At 60.6% G+C, this 18,629-nt stretch carries 17 protein-coding genes; 3 read left to right on the top strand and 14 right to left on the bottom strand.

Annotated features, from left to right (window positions below; all coding sequences use genetic code 11):
• Positions 1-97 precede the first annotated feature (97 nt).
• The 6 genes from HDE76_RS04060 to HDE76_RS04085 all read right to left on the bottom strand — a co-directional run bounded on the left by HDE76_RS04060 (position 98) and on the right by HDE76_RS04085 (position 6,926).
• Positions 98-1,351: an MFS transporter gene (locus tag HDE76_RS04060; RefSeq protein WP_343205641.1), complete on the bottom strand. Its 1,254-nt coding sequence runs from the start codon at positions 1,349-1,351 to the stop codon at positions 98-100.
• Positions 1,348-2,481, bottom strand: a complete 1,134-nt coding sequence (locus HDE76_RS04065) for a metallophosphoesterase (protein WP_184505537.1) — start codon at positions 2,479-2,481, stop codon at positions 1,348-1,350. The genes HDE76_RS04060 and HDE76_RS04065 overlap by 4 nt, the downstream gene beginning before the upstream one ends.
• Before the next feature lie 125 nt (positions 2,482-2,606).
• Positions 2,607-3,245: a hypothetical protein gene (locus HDE76_RS04070; protein WP_184505539.1), complete on the bottom strand. Its 639-nt coding sequence runs from the start codon at positions 3,243-3,245 to the stop codon at positions 2,607-2,609.
• Positions 3,246-3,310: 65 nt separating this feature from the next.
• The gene (locus HDE76_RS04075; RefSeq protein WP_184505540.1) at positions 3,311-4,060 is read right to left on the bottom strand and encodes a hypothetical protein; all 750 of its coding nucleotides are present in this window, start codon (positions 4,058-4,060) and stop codon (positions 3,311-3,313) included.
• Positions 4,061-4,167: 107 nt separating this feature from the next.
• Complete coding sequence (locus tag HDE76_RS04080) at positions 4,168-5,508, bottom strand: sigma-54 dependent transcriptional regulator (protein WP_184505542.1); 1,341 nt, start codon at positions 5,506-5,508, stop codon at positions 4,168-4,170.
• Positions 5,493-6,926 carry a HAMP domain-containing sensor histidine kinase gene (locus tag HDE76_RS04085; protein WP_184505544.1) on the bottom strand — a complete coding sequence of 478 codons (1,434 nt, stop codon included), beginning with the start codon at positions 6,924-6,926 and terminating at the stop codon, positions 5,493-5,495. Before HDE76_RS04085 ends, HDE76_RS04080 begins: the two co-directional genes overlap by 16 nt.
• Positions 6,927-7,607: 681 nt before the next feature.
• Here HDE76_RS04085 and HDE76_RS04090 point away from each other — a divergent pair.
• Both HDE76_RS04090 and HDE76_RS04095 read left to right on the top strand, forming a co-directional pair.
• Complete coding sequence (locus HDE76_RS04090; RefSeq protein WP_184505546.1) at positions 7,608-7,922, top strand: DUF3761 domain-containing protein; 315 nt, start codon at positions 7,608-7,610, stop codon at positions 7,920-7,922.
• 265 nt (positions 7,923-8,187) lie between these two features.
• Positions 8,188-8,637 (top strand): GNAT family N-acetyltransferase, encoded by a 450-nt coding sequence (locus HDE76_RS04095; protein ID WP_184505548.1) that lies wholly within the window; start codon positions 8,188-8,190, stop codon positions 8,635-8,637.
• Between the two features lie 224 nt (positions 8,638-8,861).
• Here HDE76_RS04095 and HDE76_RS04100 read toward each other — a convergent pair whose 3' ends face one another.
• From HDE76_RS04100 to HDE76_RS04110, 3 genes are read right to left on the bottom strand one after another with little or no spacing between them, the layout of a single operon-like run.
• Entirely contained in the window at positions 8,862-9,800 is a 939-nt protein-coding gene (locus HDE76_RS04100; RefSeq protein WP_343205642.1) for a trypsin-like serine protease, read from the bottom strand.
• Positions 9,801-9,803: 3 nt separating this feature from the next.
• Positions 9,804-10,778 carry a GlxA family transcriptional regulator gene (locus HDE76_RS04105; RefSeq protein ID WP_221262277.1) on the bottom strand — a complete coding sequence of 325 codons (975 nt, stop codon included), beginning with the start codon at positions 10,776-10,778 and terminating at the stop codon, positions 9,804-9,806.
• Positions 10,775-11,167, bottom strand: coding sequence for a DUF2784 domain-containing protein (locus tag HDE76_RS04110; RefSeq protein WP_184505550.1), 393 nt, complete (start codon positions 11,165-11,167; stop codon positions 10,775-10,777). The genes HDE76_RS04105 and HDE76_RS04110 overlap by 4 nt, the downstream gene beginning before the upstream one ends.
• 560 nt (positions 11,168-11,727) lie before the next feature.
• Here HDE76_RS04110 and HDE76_RS04115 point away from each other — a divergent pair.
• Complete coding sequence (locus HDE76_RS04115) at positions 11,728-12,714, top strand: SGNH/GDSL hydrolase family protein (RefSeq protein ID WP_184505552.1); 987 nt, start codon at positions 11,728-11,730, stop codon at positions 12,712-12,714.
• Between the two features lie 140 nt (positions 12,715-12,854).
• Here HDE76_RS04115 and HDE76_RS04120 read toward each other — a convergent pair whose 3' ends face one another.
• The 5 genes from HDE76_RS04120 to HDE76_RS04140 form a co-directional block, all read right to left on the bottom strand.
• Positions 12,855-13,223 (bottom strand): hypothetical protein, encoded by a 369-nt coding sequence (locus tag HDE76_RS04120; RefSeq protein WP_179476988.1) that lies wholly within the window; start codon positions 13,221-13,223, stop codon positions 12,855-12,857.
• A gap of 158 nt (positions 13,224-13,381) precedes the next feature.
• Entirely contained in the window at positions 13,382-14,890 is a 1,509-nt protein-coding gene (locus tag HDE76_RS04125) for an XVIPCD domain-containing protein (protein WP_184505554.1), read from the bottom strand.
• Complete coding sequence (locus HDE76_RS04130; protein ID WP_184505556.1) at positions 14,887-15,600, bottom strand: hypothetical protein; 714 nt, start codon at positions 15,598-15,600, stop codon at positions 14,887-14,889. Before HDE76_RS04130 ends, HDE76_RS04125 begins: the two co-directional genes overlap by 4 nt.
• Before the next feature lie 270 nt (positions 15,601-15,870).
• Positions 15,871-16,476, bottom strand: coding sequence for a hypothetical protein (locus HDE76_RS04135; RefSeq protein ID WP_184505559.1), 606 nt, complete (start codon positions 16,474-16,476; stop codon positions 15,871-15,873).
• Positions 16,477-16,722: 246 nt separating this feature from the next.
• Positions 16,723-18,099, bottom strand: coding sequence for a DUF6438 domain-containing protein (locus tag HDE76_RS04140; protein WP_184505561.1), 1,377 nt, complete (start codon positions 18,097-18,099; stop codon positions 16,723-16,725).
• Between the last annotated feature and the right edge of the window lie 530 nt (positions 18,100-18,629).

Consider the following 18,629-nt stretch of genomic DNA (forward strand, 5'->3'; position numbering starts at 1 on the left):
AAAAGTGGACGTCGGTCCACGACGCAGTGATGACGCCGGGATGCGGGCAAGCCCCGGCCCGGAGGGTTGCGAGGTACGGAGAGATGGTGAACACGCTCTAAGCCATGGGGCTCTCGGCGCGCGCATCGCTCGCGCTACCGCAGGCCGGCTTCAATTGATTGGCAAAACCGAGCCAGAGCACGAGCGAGCCCAAGGCGATGCTGCCCAGCATCAAAAACGCGGTGCGGTAACCCAGTGCCTGCGCGATCATGCCGCCTAGCGCGGGACTGAGCGACGCGCCAAGGCCTTGTACCGTCATCACGGCGCCCTGCCCTACGTTGACGTGACCGGTGCCCTTGAGCAGTCGTGCGACCAGCGCGGGCACGGCGACGCTTTGCAGACCCGCACCAACGCCATCGAGCGCTTGCACGGGCCACACCCCCCATTGCTTGATCACAAACGCTGCGATCAGGCCGCGCAGCGGCAGCGCCAGAAAGGTCAACAGAATGACCCACCAGTGTCCGCGTGTGCGCAGCAAGCGCATCGCCACCAGCGATGCGCCGACCATGACGAGTTGCGCGACCACGATGGTCGTTGCCGTAAACAGTGCCGGATTGCCCTGATGCGCCGCGACGACGGCGAGTCCGTAGAGCGGCAGCATGGCGGCGTTGCCCAGATGGAACAGCGCAAGCGCACCGGCGAGGATCAGCAGCGGACGGCAAGTGAACAACACCCGGAAGGCGGATGTCTTTTCATCCTTGCCATCGTCGTCGCTCTCCAGTCCACGGGCGGCACGATCGTCGATCGCCTGTTTAGGAATCAGCAGCACGCTGACGATCGACAATACCCCAAAGACCACGGCAAGCACGAAGACGGCGGCAAAACCGAATTTCCAGCCCAGCACGCCCGACAGCGCCGCGCCGATGACGTTGCCCGCGTGGTTCGCCACCTGGTTGCGACCGAACTGACGATCGAAACCCGCCTGGCGCACCATGCCTAGCGTGATGCCCGCCAGCGCCGGACCCAAGGCGGCACCGGCAATGGCCGTGGCGATCTGCGATGTCGCCACCATGGCAAACGATGGCGACACCCATAGCAGCGCCGAGGCCAGCAGCGTAAAGATGCTGGCGATGACGACCAGCGCGCGCTTGTTGCGCGACGCGTCGATCAACGCGCCGGCCGGTCCAGTCACCACCATGCCCGCCAGGCCGCCGATGGTCATGACCGACCCGATAGAACCGGCGCCCCATCCCTTGGCTTGCAGAAACACGCCAAGAAACGGTCCGATCCCGGCCTGCACGTCGGCCATGAAAAAATTCAGGGCCTCCAGCGCGCGCAGCCCGGGCTTGGTCGATGTCGAGCGCGCGTTCACCACTTTTTACCGTATTTGTTCGGACCCAGCTGCGTGCCCAGCACGCCGTGCTCGGGCCACGGCCTGACCGCATGCGCATCGGTATCCGGCTGTGCGTCGGAGCGGTCTTTGCCATCCGGATCGGCCATCCGAGGATCGACCGTCACCTGATCCTTGGCAGCGTTTCCGTCGGTATCTCGCGCATCCACATGGATACGAAAAGGCGTCGTCGTTTCCGGGGCGGCCAGAATGGCCGACCAGACACCCGGTTCGCCGTGGACGGGCGACATGGCTACCGGCAGGTCGTCGTCGATCCGTGCCGTGACCCGCTGCACATGCTCTCCGAACACCTTGGCGCGAACCCGCAACGGCTCCGCCGGTGTGTGGGGTGCAGAGCCCTTCTCCGTCGCCAGCCGCTGATCGGCCGGGCTGGTAATCATCACGAACGGCCATGCCGAACCGAGCGGTTTGAAGTGCCAGCTGACGGCATCGCCATCCAGGCAGGCGATGGAATATCCGGCCTGACCGGCGTCTTCCTCGACCTGGGCCGTCGATCGCGTGGAGGCATAGATCACCGCACCGTCGTTCAGCAGCTCGTTGTAATGCGTGTGACCGGTGTCCACCATGGCCACACCGGCATCGGCGAAGAGACGCCCGACGGCATGACTATCCTGACGCAGGTCGCCCGGATAGCCGTGCATAAACACGACCGGCTTTTGCGCGTCCTGCTGAGCTGCCTTCAGCTGATCGACGAGCCATCGGTTTTGCTCCGCGCCGAGCCGAAAATCGGGACCACCCGATCCGGCCGATACGATATCCAGAAACAGGCACCGGCGCCCGTCGATCATCCTGACCATCGGCAGCGGCGTTGCGCCATGCATCGTATAAAAGTCGGCCAAGGATCCCGGCTCGAAATCGTGATCGCCCGGAATCGCATAAACGGGCAACGTCAGGCCCGACAGCGTGTCGTTGATCTTGTCGTATTGCAGCGGCGTTCCGTTATTGGCGTTGTCGCCCGGCAGAAAAACAAAATCGACGGCATCGGCAAAGAACCGATTGGCCTCGGCGACGATTTCGCGCAGACGTTCGATACCCTGGTAATGGTCTTCGTGCGATACATGCAGATCGCCGATATGCAGCCAGGTCAACATGGTGAACTCCTTCGTCTTTCGTGACAGTCGTTTTCATCGAGACGCGGCAAAGCGTTGGATCGAGGTGACATCGCACAGCGGCCGACCGCCACCGTGCGATGTCACTGCGCCGACGCATGACGCGCTCAGGCGTGATGGGCGTGCTCTTTGGGGCAGGGCTTCTTCGGCGGCTTTTTCGGACCGTGCTTGAGGTCTTTCGGCACATCCAGCAGCGACGAAGCGTCGACACCCAAGGCAGTGGCGTCCACGACCGCGCCGCTGGGCGTGGTTATGCTGGCGCCGCGGCTGCTCAACGACGCGCCGACTTTCAGTACATCCGCGAAGGTCGCCGCACCGTGTGGCGGAAAGCGCACGATCGTGCCGTCATCCAACAGCGCGCCGTGGGCGTCGCCCTTCGGACCATGCAGAAGACGTTCGATAATGCCTTGGTGGATGAGACCGTGATATTTGCCCGCACCGCCGGGCTTTTCATGCGGATGCGGCTTGAGGTGCTTTTTATGCTTTGGACCTTCGTCCGCAATACGTCCGCCTTTGCGGGTATCGATGGCGACCGCCACGATCACCCCGCCGTGCCGTGTTTCGCGCACGGAAAGCTTTTCGCCCGGGGCCAGCGCATCCAGCAACTGAGCCGACAAATGCGGCGGGGTGTGGATCTCCGTGCCGTCGGTCAACAGCAGTCCGTCGATATCGGCATGGGTATTGAAGAGGAAGCGGTCCAGTGTGCCTTCGGTCGCAGGCAGGAAATCGGGGTCAAGCCAATGCATGAGATGTGCTCCAGAAAAAGGGTAAAGGTGAAAAAAATCGGACGCCCAGGACCTACTCTCCTGGATCAGTCCGGAGGGCCGGCGGGCGATGACGCGCGAGGTTCGGGTGGAGAAACAAGGGTTTGTTCCGACGCGCGATCCGGCCCGATCGCCGTCACCTGAATCGCGCGGCCCCACGGTGTGACGACACCGAAACCCTGCGCACTGACGCGTTGCCCGTCGACCAGCAAATGGGGGATTCGACCGGCGGCAGGCGGCGGCAGGCGCAATGACGTTCCGTCGTCGAGGAGGACGCCGACGACGTCTGCGCGCGGTCCGAAGATCACGCAGCTCACCTGTCCGATCGCCTGCATGGGTTGAAGAGCCGGTGGCGCGGTTGCAAAGCGATTGGCCGGCGTGTCCTCGGATATCGACGTGCGTCCCGACGCGTCCGTGATCCTTTGTGCATTCAGAAGCTCGGTGGCGCCGACCCGATAACCCGTGACATGGATGACGTCGCCGATATGAAACGATGCCGTCAACGCCCGCGACACCCTCGGCGGAACGTTCACCTGGGTTCGGTCGGCCAGAAGCAGGCCGTCGACGTCACCGTTAGGATTCAGCAGAAAATGCGCAATGACGCCCGATATCTGCGTGGCATCCGTCTGGTCCGCCATCACGACCGGGCCGAGCGGCGCCGGCGGCGCGTCGGTGGCCTGCGGAAAGGCAGGCGCCGTCACCGTAAGCAGCAGCGTGAGTAAGGTTCGACGAATCATGCGTGACCGACCGTGCGCGGTGGAAGTACCGCCACACAGACATCGCAAGCGGCGTGCCAACGCCTAAGTCGTTGTTGCACATGGGAACGAACGCACGCGAATCGCCGCACCTGTCCGCATTCCCGACAGTGTGGTGTCTTCGATCAGGACACCGATACCGCTCCGGCCTAGCTCAGACCGAACTCGTCGAGCTTGCGATAGAGCAGCTGACGGTGGATACCCAATCGACGTGCGGCCTCCGCGCGGTTACCGTTCGCGGCAAGGAGCGCGCGTTCGATCATGGCTTTTTCCAGGCGTGCAATGGCCTCAGGCAGTTCGCCGTCGAGCCAGTCGTTGACCGATCCGGCATCGGCACCGGAGGCATCGACCAGGCCGTCGAGATCCGACGCCTGAATTGTTTCGCCGCGCACAAGGACACGGCAGCGATCCATCGCATTCTTCAGCTCGCGGACGTTTCCCGGCCACGCATAAGCCAGCAACCGACGCACCGCGCCCGGCGACAGCTGCTTGATCGGCCCTTTGGCCGCCGCCAGAAAATGTTCCGCCAGAAGGATGATGTCTGCCGTACGCTCGCGCAGCGGCAGCAGGGCAATCGGCACCACATTCAGGCGATAAAGCAGGTCGCGCCGAAAGGCGCCCTCTTCGACCATGCGCTCGAGATCGCGGTGGGTCGCCGCGATCAGGCGCACATCCACTTTCTCGGGGATGCTGGCGCCCAGCGGCGTGACCTCGCCCTCCTGCAGCACGCGCAACAGTTTTGCCTGCATGGATAACGGCATATCGCCGATTTCGTCGAGAAAGAGCGAGCCGCCATCGGCTTCCCGTATATGCCCCTTGCGATCGGACGTTGCGCCGGAGAAAGCGCCCTTGCGATGACCAAACAGCTCGCTCTCCATCAACTCCGCCGGGAGCGCGGCGCAATTGACGGCGATAAACGAATGCCTGCCCCGCGCACTCGCCTGATGCAGCGCGCGCGCCACCAGCTCTTTACCCGTGCCCGTTTCGCCGGTGATCAGCACAGGGACATCGCTGGCGGCAGCCATACCGATGCGCTTCTGCATCGCGCGCATCGCCTGGCTTTGACCCACGAGCGACTCATGACGATCGCCGGCAACCTCGTTCCTCGGCGCCGGCGGTTCGTCGTGTGCGGCCAGCACGCGCTCGATCACATCCGCCACGTCCTGGCGACCGATGGGCTTGGTCAGGTGGTCGAACGCACCGAGCTTCATCGCTTCGATCGTGTTGTGGCTGGACGCATACGCGGTAAGCATCACGACCGGTACGTTCATCGCCTTCGCATCGTCATGGCGCGAGCGCAAGAGCGCCAAGCCATCCATGTCGGGCATGCGGTAGTCGACGATGGCCATGTCCGGCGACGCGCCGATCATCACCTGCAGGCCTTCCCTACCGGTGGCGGCAAGTAGCACCTCATGCCCCAGCCCTTCGACGGTCTTGGCCAGCGTCTGGCGAAACGCCATATCGTCATCGACAATCAGGATGCGCGCCATGGCAACTCCAGCGTGAAGTGCGTCATGCCGTCCCTGTGGCTGTAGCGCGCCACGCCATGGTGGGCGTGAGCGATCTCACGAACCAGGGCCAGCCCGAGGCCGTTGCCATCCACGCGTCCGCTGACGAAAGGCTCGAACAGCTGCCCGCTCAGTGCCGGCGGAATGTCCGCCCCCTGATTGACGACGTCGATCGTCATAGCACCTGACGACACATTTACTTCCAGGTAAACGGTCGTATCGGGCGTGCGGTGCTGTATCGCGTTGCGAAGCAGGTTTTCGACCGCGCGCCCGAGCTGATCCGGATCCAGCCGCCAGGACACGTTCGCATCGTGCAGCGGACGCAGCTCAATGTCGCGATAGCCCATGGTGTCGATGAGTTCTTGTAACCATGGCCCGATGGCGACCGCTCGGGTCTTGAGATGGATCGGTTGCACCATGGTCAACAAACTTTCGACAACACCCTCCAACCGCTGGACTTGGGTGAGAAAAAGCTGCAGATGGTCCGAATCGTCCACCCTGCCCTCGGCCAACGCGTTCTCTGCCGCCAGTCGCATGGTGGCAATCGGATTGCGGATTTCGTGGGCCACGGTCGCCACCATGCGCCCCAGCGTGACCAGGCGCTCATGCCGAGTCAGTTCCGTCGTCAGCCGTGCCTGTGCCTGCCGGGATTCCGCCAGACGCGTCGCGTAGCGTGTCACGGCCGCACCGAGGCGATCGAGTTCCTTCGATCCGGTCGGCACAATCGTGGGAATTGTCGAAGTGTCGGCCGCGGCAAGCGCGTCCTCCACCTGAGAAAGCTTGCGATCCCAGTGTCGGAATGCCCAACCCGCGCCCACCGCCGAGATGACCACCAGGACCAACAACAGCGTCATGCCCACCAACAGGCTATGGTAAAAGCTGGCGCCGACCGTGGGCATGCGCGTCATCGTCCACGCACTCGTGCCGGCATCCAGGGGACACGCCGCCAGAAACAACACTTCTCGATTGCTCGATCGCATATACAGCGTGGCCCGGCCTTCGGCGAGCGCGCGAAGTGCCGTGACCTCGATATTGCCGCGCTCCGCCGCCGGAAGGTCCGACTTGATGCCGCTGCCCTGATAGGTGGGATAGGCGTAGCCCACCGGCCCCTGCTGGCGGCTCCAGATACCGCCCTCGATGCCGTTGAAATCCGCCAGGACGAGCTGCAATACCACGTCGCGCAGTCCACTGGCATTGCCCGACGAACGTGCCGCTTCACTGGCGCCCTGGTAACGCTGGGCAATCCGGCTGCAGGCGCTTTCAACCTGCTGCTGAAACTGCGCGCGTTTCACGCCCTCGGTCTGTCCGTACAGCTCATAGAGCAGCACGCTCAACGAACAGCAGATCACCACCATCAACATCCACACCAGCAGCAACTGATGGCGAAGTGAACTGAGCATGTGCGTAAGTGCCTTATTCCAGTGAATGACGCGCAGGAGTCCAGCGAGAAGCACGCAGAATAAGCCCACCTTGCTTCAACAGTGGGTTCTCTCCGAGCGAACAGCGTTACCTGCCCCAAACGCGGCCGAGCGATCCCCTGAGGGTGTCTCTCAGCGCCCGGCCCCGGATTAACGCACAACCGGCGGTATAGGAGGCGTCACGAAGAGCGCAAACGACATCCCGGATGTTGACAGCATGCCTGGCCAGAAACGGCAGCCATGACACCTCCTGAAACGACGCAGGCTCGCTCTGCACCAGACAGCTATATTTTTCGTACGGCTGTTTCTAGTATCCGCCATCCCCTACGTGGCGTGCATCGCCGCACAAAGAAACAACCCAAAGAACAGTCCCCAACGCGTTCAACTCCGTGACATACCGCATCATTGATGCGTTAGTGCACCTAATCCATTCGTGGTCATCGACCGCGAACAACCATAGGCGCAGCGATCAACCCGAATCGATCATCGAGCGGCCTGCCATTCGTTTGCCCTAGCCCCTGAGGTCGCATGTTGCCATGGCGCTGCGGATCTCGGTGGAATGCCTAAAACTAACAGCCCTACCCGGAACCGCAAGCACGCATTGACTGTGTTGGCCGGTCTCTTGCTTCACTCACCTCAGACTGAAACATCAAGGGGATCGTCATGCTGAAGCACATCTACCTCTCGCTCTCCTTTTGCCTGCTGGCTCTAGGGCTCAACAGCGCGCTCATCACACCCAGCGACGCGCAGCAGCAACCGCAGCAGAGCGCGCAGAACGTCACACATGGCTCGACCACGCTCGTCGAGCAAGGCAGCTATATCAATCGCGAGGGCCATTCGGTGCATCGTCCGGCGCACACGGTGTCGGGAGCCGTGCCGGCGGGTGCTACCGCCCAATGCCGTGATGCCAGCTATAGCTTCAGCCAGAACCACCGAGGGACATGCTCGCATCATGGTGGTGTGGCGAAATGGCTTTGATGCGTTTCCCTCAGGCACCCGATAGGCGATCGTTGGTTGTGCACCGGCACAGCGACCGACTCGTCGTCGGTCGCGTCGATCACGGCTCCTGGGATTGCGCTTGAGCTCGCTGGAATGGGGGCCGCTCCAATAAGTGGATCGCTCCCGTTCTTGCTCTATATCGCACCACTACCTCATGGCAGGGCAACCGTATCACCGCGCCTGATGGCAAAATGGTGCCCACTGTCGGCGCGCACCCGCGCTGCCATTGACCACCGGAATTGCCATGTCGCTGCAGATTCGCCTTGCCCAGCTCGCCGACCTCGATCTACTGGTGCCGCTGTTCGACGGCTATCGTCAGTTCTACCGCCAGCCGAGCAACCCGGCCCTAGCTCGCGACTTCTTGAGCGAACGTATGGCCCGGCACGAATCGGAAATCCTGCTCGCCCTCGACGACACCGGCAGCAGCCTCGGCTTCACCCAGCTTTACCCATTGTTCTCGTCGGCACGCGCCGTACGCATCTACCTGCTCAATGACCTGTTCGTCGCCAACAGCGCACGCCGCCAGGGCGTAGGACAGGCGCTGCTGATCGCCGCCGCCGATCACGCCCGCCACCTCGGCGCCGCCAGCCTCTCGCTCAGCACCGCCCACGACAACCTGCCCGCGCAGGCCCTTTACGAGTCGCTGGGATGGAAGCGCGATACGGAATTTCGGGAGTATGGGTTGGTGCTTTAGGGCGGCGTAGCTCGAACGGAGCCGGGTTCACTTGCCAACTTTCTGCAAGTGAGCCTGACTCGCTTTCGCATCACTCGTGGGTTTCTGTCCCGAAAGCGCGGCACGGATCGTCGACAACGTCTCTGCGAGCCGGGGATCACTGCGGTACCGTTCGTCGAGCTGGCGATAGGTGTCGGCAAGGCCAGCTCACCCCGACAACTTTCTCCCTGTTCTGCCCTGCCTTGTCAGCTTTTGCCATGCACAGCGCTACCGTCACCGTGTGCTTTGTCGGTAAGCATGACGTTATCGATCCAATGCGCGTAGTGGCTCAGGCGGACGTTGTAGTTGGTTTGACCGTAAAAACCCGGGTGCAGAAGAATGGCGTTGTCTGTCCCGCGTTTCCAAGAAACCAATCCCGCCACTTGCCATTGGCCGTTGACCTGGATGAGCACGGGGCCGCCGCTGTCGCCATCGCCCGATATGCCTTCCAGCGGCAACGCGGACGGTGGCTTATGGAAGGTGTAGCAGAGCCATGGACCTTGAACACGGGTGATCGTGTTGAACGCGCGGCGCAGAACCGTGCGGTGGGCACCGTTGGCATCCTGCCCGCGCGCCCCCGTGCCGGTCGCCCCCTTGCCCACGATCTCGACGATCTTTCCCAGTTCGTCGTTGCTTCTGTAGATGGCGATGGGGGCCACATCGGTGACCGGCTCGCTCAACTTCAACAAAGCGACGTCGTTCGATGCCGAGAGAAACGCGATGATCTGCGTGGCGTCATGAGTTTTCAGTGCCTCGTCGATAAGCGGTTGAGGCAGTTTCCGGTACCCCGGATACAGCACAAGACGTTCCACATGCCGGGGAACATGATTGATCGTCACCTCATTGACGCCACCGGATTGCCAGGTCACCGCATGGGCGGCAGTGACGACCCATCGTGGATCGATCAATACGCCGTGGCCTTCCATCGGTAAATCGACCAGCGCAGGCAGTTCGGCATCCGGTACCCGATACTTCGCATCATCCACATCGTCACGAATGACGACCGCACTGGCGGAGAACGAAAGAGCCAGCAACACCAGGCAAAGCGACTTCGACAACATGCGTATTCTCAAGCGGAAGGGAATGGCGAATTCTCTGGTTTCGATACGCGCCGCGACGGACGCAAAGCCGACGAATCCGGCCACACGTCAGGCGGAAAAACGTTCGCGGTAATCGTTCGGCGTCACGCCGTAGCGGGCACGGAACGCACGGCGAAACGCATCCGCGCTGTTGAAACCCACGCCCGCTGCGATGCGCCCGATCGGTGCCCTGCCCTGCGTCAATCGTAGGCACGCCTGCTCCAGCCGCAGCTTCTCGACGAAACGCGCGGGCGTCATGCCAAACGTCTCGGCGAACACGCGGCGGAAATGCCGGGCACTCATCGCCACCTGTTCGGCCATGCGCTCCACGCCGATGTTTTCGTCCAGATGCGCCAGCAACCACTCCACCAGGGCACCCATGCGGCCGCTACCCTGCACCTGCGCGGCGAGCGGCATGGAAAACTGCGTCTGGTTGCCGGGCCGCTTCATGTACATCACCATCTGCCGCGCGACGTCGAGGGCAACCGACGCGCCGAGGTCTTGCTCCACCAGCGCCAGCGCCAGGTCCATCCCCGCGGTCAGCCCGCCGGACGTGGCGAAGCGGCCGTCGCGCAGAAACAGCCGATCCGTCTCGACACGCAAGGCGGGGTAGCGGCACGCGAGGTCGTCGGCAAAACGCCAGTGCGTCGTAACGCGGCGCCCATCGAGCAAGCCGGCCGCCGCCAGCACGTACGCACCGGTGCATACCGAAACGATGCGCCGCGTACCCTTTGCGCGTTCGCGCAACCAGTCGAGCAGGCGCGCATCGCCAGGGAGAACCAGGCGCGCCGCGACGCCGCCCGGTATCAACAACGTGTCCAGCGGCGGCGCATCGGCCAGCGTGCGCGCAGGCACGACCGACAACCCGTTCTCCGTACGCACGGCGCCAGCCTGCAGGCCGATGACGCAAAGCTCATAGGGCGGCGCGCCGTGCGCCAACGAGTTCGCGCCGCCGAACACGTCCAGCGGGCCGGCGAGGTCCAGTATCTGCATATCGTCGTAGGCGAAGAGACCGATGGTTCTGATGGAAGATGGCGCGCTCATCGCGTTGGCTTACCCTTTCCGGCACGGGGTTGGATTCTTGGCCGAACCCATAGCCACAACGCAATCACATACACAAACACCGCGACGTACGCGGCGGCAAATACCCACAGCGGCAATGGCCAGTAGATCAGTCCGTTCATCCATTGCTCGATCAACGGCTGCACATGCGTGGTACCGGAAAGCTCGTCCTGCCAGATGGTCAGAAAACAGGCGCGCCCCAGCATGGCTTGAACCGCGACGACAGCGAGGCTGAGCAGGTGCGCCAGCCGCCACCCAAACCCGCGCACCCAATGCCAGCCGCGCCATGCGCCCATCGGAATCAACACGCAACCCGCGAGGTTGAACGCGATGATGGCGAGGTGGAGCGCCAACACGATGATCGCGGCCATAAAAATCCTGGAATGTCGTTAGAACACAACGGTCGAACAAGAACAAAGGGAACGTACCTAGGCTGACCCTGCTCGTTCCAGAATCCATAGTAATCGTCTTCGCGTGGGTACCGCACCGCCAAGCACAGTCACTGTTTTGCCGCCATCGATGTCGAACAGCCCACATCGCCCGATGTGCCGAAGGCAATGACCAACTCGCGCAGAAGGTGTTGTCAGGCGTGGCCTTTCGGCCACTGAAGGGTGACGTACTCAACAAGCCAAAGCAGTAGCGGATGGCGGCCAGTGCTCGCTCAGCCGGGCACGAAAAAAGGGACGGAGGGAATCAACCCCAATGAATTGCCTGCGTCCACTTTTTCGCACAGCGGTTTCGCAACGGCCCGATAGGAAAAAGCCAGCGGGGGAATCAGATATTTCCCGATGGGAGTGTTGCCACGTGATGGACATAGTGCGTGCCAAGGAACAGACCCATCGCCCAAGGACGCGGGCCGCTATCGACACCCCTACGAGGCGCCTTACGTCGCCTTGCCTCTTACGACGAATCAATCAAAGGATACGCTGCCATGACCACCAGGGTGAAAAGGCTCATCATTTTCGGAGACAGTCTTTCCGATGTCGGCGTCAAGCGCAAAACCGTTGCGGGGCAATTCGCCGCGCTGTTCGGATTGATGCGCACCAATCAGGTCAATCGATTCAGCGACAACCGCAACTGGACCGACTTTATCTGGGAATGGGCCGGTGGCCAGCCGCTGATCCGCATCGACAAATCGACGTCTGAAGCCGCCACGGCTTTCCATTTGAAGTGGAGCCAGGCCAGCAACAACGGCTCGTTGCCTACCGACCCGCTCTATTACGCCAATTACGCCGAAGGTGGCGCGATGGGTGGATCCGATCGCTGGGGCGCTGGCCTGGGGACCTTCCAGGAACAATTCGCACGCTATCGCGAGGATCTGAAGGCATACGGCCCCGCGCCGGGCGTCGGGCTTTATTTGATCTGGTTTGGCTTGAACGACCTGGTCACGAACGGTCGCGATCCGACGGACATGCAAGCGGTCGCACTGCAGATGAGCAATATCTGCCAGCAGATCATCGCGCTCGATCCCAACGCGTCCTTCCTGTTCGGCAACCTGCCCAATCCGCAGACGGCCGTGCGCTACATGGGCCAGGAAGCGACGGATAAAGTGCTAGGTTTTTCGGAAGGCGCCCTGAATTTCGGCCACGAACTGGCCAAGGAGATCAACGCGCACTTCACGCACAACCCTGCCGCCATCGTCGACGTGTACACACCGATGGACCATGTCTGCCGCAATCTGAATTCCTATGGCTTCACCCAGGGAAAACAACCGACAGGCATCGAAGTCCGGTACGGCGCGCCGCCGAAGAACCAATTGGCCGCGTTCTGCACCACGACCAGCGACGGCGCGCATCCAACGGAAGAGGTCTACAAAGTGATCGCTCAGATCTGGGCCGATGCGATCAAAGAGCATTTCGAGTTGGCGGCGCTTCGCCAGCAGCCGGATGCGCATTTCGTGGTGAAGGGATCGCAGTGACCGGCAAGCATCCGGACAGCTTCCACGCGCGATGGCGCTTATAGCTGACCATCCTGAAGCCGAAAAAGGGACGGAGGGAATGAACCCAAATGCATGGCCTCCGTCCCCTTTTCGTCCACTCTGCTCATGGCTTCCCCATGTCAGCCCTGACCTTCCGAACGTTTCGAAAGGAACAGATGGGCGCATGTCAGCAGCGCCATCACCACGCACATGAGCGCTGCACGTGTGCCCAGCACGGAAAACGCCTGATGCCAGTACATCGCCAGACCACCGGCGACCATCAGCAAGATGGGGTAGATGTTCAAGTACCAGAAAAGCCGCCCGCGCACCGAGATCAGGGCGATGATGGCAGGAAGCACGCATGCGGCCATCAACATGCCAGCACCCAGGAAGAGCAGACTTGTCTGAAAGCACTTCTGCAACGGACCGCTGTCGCAAAACACATTGGCAATCACGAACAAGCCTAGCCCGAAAAGCGCAGCCTGCCCCATCGCTACGATGCTCAGCACCAGCAGGCTTATCCGCACAATCCTTGTCCACATGGTTTCAACTCCGTCGGCAAAGTGGAAAGCCGGGCTCGGCCTTCTGAGGCGGCGGCATCAAAGACGTGAACTCTGACCCATGCCTCCCCTGTTTTCTTGTTTCGCGTCTTTTCGGCGATGAACCATCAGCGGCCGGGACCGCCCATCTGCGGTCCCGGGGCCGCTTGCGCGGCTTGGTTCTGTACCTGCATTTGAGCTTGGACCTGCGCGTGTACTTGTGCCTGTTGCTGATTGACCTGAGCCATCTGCTGCGTGCTGTGTTCGATAGGCGTGTTGACGGCCTGTGTTGTATTGACGTGAACCACGTTGGGAAAGCCAAGCCTGGCTTCTTTTTGAGCGGCAAATGCATTCGAGCCATTATGGCTCAAAGCCACGACATCAATCTGCTTCAGGCCAGCTGCCTTACCCTCGACCGCCAAGACACCGGCCAGGTTCACGCTACGGTGGTCCGACGCGCGGCCGTGCTCGGCATCGATCTTCTTTACGCCGTCGTAGGCTTGCTGAAACAGTCCGTGGTCGGGGTGCGCGGGATCGTTGAGCAATGGCGACGACCAGCCAGCGGGGTGTCTCTGAGAATACGCTTCACCGGCTGCTGCACCTATGGCGTGCGTGCCGCGAGAGACTTCCTTCGCAACCTCGTCCGCCGCATGCACCGTGGCGTCGATGCCTCGTGACGCAGCATCGACGGTCGCGTGGTAACCCTTGGCCGCTTCATGTTCGACATATTGCGCCGCTCGTTCCGTGGTACGCAGGCCTTCGGTCGCCTTCTCACCGACAAAACGCGCTGTAGCCGCTCCCAGCTCAACGCCCGCCTTTTGCTCCTCCCAGGGAAGAGACACGACCGTCCGCGCGGCGAGAACGTCGTGACGGTATTGGTCGATCATCCCTTTGTGGGATGCGTATAGCGCCTCGTTTTCCTTGGAAATAATCGAGTGACCGAGGCGAGGATTATCCGGAAGAAAATTGGTCACGCTGTGCGCGTCCAAGTCCACGCCCTCGATCGGAAGGCGCGGGCTCAGCGGGCCGTTGGTGTCGTGGTAGCCGGCCTTTTGCAGCCGGTCGATGTCCTGCGGCGACGCATAGATGCGCGTCTCGCCAAAGTGCTGGCTCGCGGCGCTGACCACGTCGGTAGCGCGCACATAGTTGATGACTTGGTGACCGCCCTCGGGAACGCCCTGGAAAAGACCGGCCGCTCCATACGCGTTAAAGGTTTCTCCATGCAAGTTGTATTTGTACGCCGTGATTTCGGCCAGCGTGCCGCCGAGAGAGTGCCCGGTGACGGTGGCATGGAAGGGCAAGTGATTCTGCTCGTCGTAGTTCTTTCCTTGTTCCAGAGCTTTTTTTGTAAACGCCATCGCGTCGGCCGTCTGCACATTGACACCCGCAGTGACCATGCCGATATCGGTCGCGATGTCCTGGTACTTCATCCTGGCCGCATCGGTTCCACAGTGCGCAATAACGACATCGCCGGTGTCCTCACGAACATAGGCCGTGCCCTGATACCCGGTCAATCGATCGTGAGCTTCGTCTAAAACCTTGTAGCGAATCCCGGCCAGGGTAACCTCCTGACCCAGTGAGTGAGTGTTGTAGGCGTCGGCCGCCAACATCGCATGGTCTTCAGTGCTTAGGGTCATTGACTGACTTCCTTGGCAGAAAGTGTGATGACGAAGAAGTCACTTCGATACTTTTTGACTGTCTCGGACAACTCCTGCCCGCCATCGCCGTAAGTTTGGTCGCTGCCGTTCGAAAGAGCTTTAATCGGCAAATAAAGATCCACCGACTTTTGACTTTGCAAATCACTCAGACGGTAACTCGGAGTAAACGTTGTGCCGTTGCCCTTGATCTTGAAAGAGGCCATAGCCGACGACATGATCCAGTGGCACACGCCCATGCCGTCATAATCGGCATCCAGAAAATAATCCGTGACCACCGTTCCCTTGTAAGTGTGGTCGTCCACCTTTTTGAGCTCGAACGGGATGAACTGCGCCAGGTTGCTTTGATGCCCGCTGAAAGCATCGGGGCGCACACATGTGCTGCTGTTTTGCACCTCGTAGATCATCGTTCCCCCGGCTGTATCGAACCCCCTGGGCGCGCCATGAACCGTGATGGTGATCTCGTAGCGCTGTTTGGCGTTGGGGTTGGGTTTGATGTCGGGAGTCTTCATGGTCGAGGCGCCACATCCGGAAGTGATCAGGGTCAGAGAGAAAAGCAGCACGGCGGTCACGCGGCTAAGCATGGAATTCCTGCCTCGATGGAGAGTCTTGGTGAAGGGTGCGACCAGCGGGCGCCCGGAAACAGCTGGATAGTTCACAGCTCGGCGACGTGTTAGCCATGCTTCGATCATGCATCGGCGGTGCTCCATGCTCCGTTCGGTTTGAGTGTAGCGCCAAATACAGCAAACTGCCTTTCCCGAGGACCGGGTTTATTTACAAACGGGTCGATGATTTCACCTACGGCTCGGGCGTCGGTGAAGATGGCGTGGCCCAGCGGCGACAGCGTGTGGTCTGCTAGTTCGGTGGCGTGGCTGGCGGTGACGATGTCCAAACGAAAAAGGAAAGGAGGGAATTAACCCAAATTCATTGCGTCCGTCCCTTTTTGCCCTCAGTGCCTACCGTCATGGCATCACCTTTCGGGAAGACAGCGTCATGTAGAAAACCGCGTTGCGTATCTTCGGCGATACATCCGCCAAGGATTGGCCTCCGTCGCCATATTTCTGATGGTCGTCGCTTGAGAGTTCGGCCAGAGGAAAGTAGACATCGACCGATCTCTCTGCCACCACATCCTCATGTAGGATGCTCGGGCCAAAATCCACGCCGTTGCCATTGATCTTGAACGAGCTCAAGGCCGACGACATGATCCAATGGCACACGCCCATGCCGTCATAATCGGCATCCAGAAAATAATCCGTGACCACCGTTCCCTTGTAAGTGTGGTCGTCCACCCTTTTGAGCTCGAACGGGATGAACTTCGCCAGATTGCTTTGATGCCCGCTGAAAGCATCGGGGCGCACACAGGTGCTGCTGTTTTGCACCTCGTAGATCATCGTTCCCTCGGCTGTATCGAACCCCCTGGGCGCGCCATGAACCGTGATGGTGATCTCGTAGCGCTGTTTGGCGTTGGGGTTGGGTTTGATGTCGGGAGTCTTCATGGTCGAGGCGCCACATCCAGAGGTGATCAGGACCAGAGAAAAAAGCAGCACGGCGGTCACGCGGCTAAGCATGGAATTCCTGCCTCGATGGAGAGTCTTGATGACGGGCGCGGCTAGAGCGCGCGCCTGGAAACAGCTGGATAGTTCACAGCTCGGGGAAGTGTTAACCATGCTCAGGTCATGCATCGGCGGTGCTCAATGCTCCGTTCGGTTTGAGTCTAACGCCAACTCCAGCGATCCACCTTTCCCAAGGGACCGGTTTTATTTACAAAAACGAAATGAAGTAAACCGGCCTCCTTTTTCGCCACCGTTATTTTTTTATCGCTGGTATGACTCAGGGTGATCAGCCAACCACTTCGCTACTTGCGGCATATCGCGCGACACAGTCTGTTGTGCCAATGTCTTGCCGTCATGGTAGTGCCCGACTGGGCTTGCGCCCGCTAGCAACAAACGTAAGACGATCGTATCGGTCCAACTCCCAAAGATCACGCTTTCCCCATCGTTGGATTTGATAGTGGCATCGGCTCCCTTTGCCAACAAAAAATTGAGCAGCTGTAGATTCTCAATTCCGTATAGCGGGGTACGGCCCAAGCTATCGCGATGATTGGGGTTCGCGCCGTGCGCCAACAAACGCTTGGCGGTTTGAAGTTGCGCGTCTTCGTTCCCGTTGCAGCTATATGTAGCGACAAGTTCGCTAAGCGCTGTACGACTTTGCCCTTCACCGGCATAAGCTCTAGGCCTCGGATGCTGTGAGGCGTCGACATCGACACCCGCAGCGGCTACCGCATCGACCAATTCCGGCGAGCAGCCTGCTGCGTTCATGGCAAACGATTCAGCCGCATTATTTTTACCCCAACGGACAATCCAGCCGGCCTTAGCCAGATAACGAAACACCTCTGCATGTCCGCGAAAAATTGCCGCCTGCGCCATTAAGATGCCGCCCGGCTCAAGGTCGGGCGTGCCGTCTATTGGCGATGGATCGCCGGAGACGAGAAGATTCAGCGGTGCGCCGTGATCGATCAGTGCCAGCACAGTGGCTTGGTCAGCCGCCCCCCTTTCGGCAGCGACAGCAAGTTCGGCCGCCTGCATTGAATGGAAATCGAACTTCTGGTCGACCAACCACGGAATAAGCGCGGTCGTGCCGTTTACCCAGCGTGCCGTGCCCGCCACGCGGTCGATCGAGTCTTCCAGGTCTCGTACCGACTGCGGCATGCCCGCCTCGGTCCCCACGTAGTCGACGACCTTCTTTTGACGGCCACCTATTTCCAGCGTGATGATTTGCGTGGGATTGTCTGTCACGCGCGCCTCATAGCGATCTTGCAAGCCCCAGAACCCAACACGCTGGAATTGTGCGAGCAAGTCTGCAACTGATTGCGGAAGCACGCGGTCCTGATGTGTCCCAGGTACGAGCACACCCTTGGACTGAGCGAATTGGCGATGTATCGCATCGACATCGCTGACTGGCGATATGTCCGTGGTGAAGCGAACCTGTCCGTCGCCGTGAATGACTACGGTGTAGTTTGGGCAATCGCCGAAGCAAGCCGAGCGGGTCAAACTAATTATCGTGTTGACTGGTTCGCTTTGCTGAGCATCAAAAGCATGGGTGGCGGTCGAGAACACGGCGCAGAGGGCAATGGTCAGCATCATCGGACCTGACCGACCATACGGAACTTCCTTGTTCTGAATCGCATGCATACATGTTTCCCTTCAAAGGCCCAACTCACCTAAAAAATCGGATGCCCGCTATGGGTAGCCGGCGGAAGCGGTCTTGCGGCATCAGTCAATCGAACGGACGTGCAAATCACAAATCCAAATCAACTGAGATCTAAATCAACTGGGTCAGAGCCCGTTCGCACGTCTCAGAGAATTCTTGCAGAAGTCGAGTAAGTGGCTCTGACCACTTAGCTGTAGGATGGAGGAACTCTAACTCAGCGATTTGCGCCATGGGCACGTTCCTGTTTTTATGCTTTGAATAGATGTACCCGAATATTCGCGACGGCACACTGCGGGCTCGCTCAGCGGCGCTTCTTCGCCGCGAGGTAAACGAGCCCCTTGTCGCGTTTGCCAACCGCGATCACGGTCACCACGATGACTTTGTCGTCGACCTGATAGATCAACCGATATCGCCCTCAAAGAACCCCACTCTGCCCTGTTCTCTCGGCGTGCGAACCACTCACAGGCGCTAGTCTCGGCAACTTTAAACAGCAGCTGATCGTGCGCCTGTT

Source organism: Rhodanobacter sp. ANJX3 (assembly GCF_014200755.1).
Taxonomy (GTDB): Bacteria; Pseudomonadota; Gammaproteobacteria; order Xanthomonadales; family Rhodanobacteraceae; genus Rhodanobacter.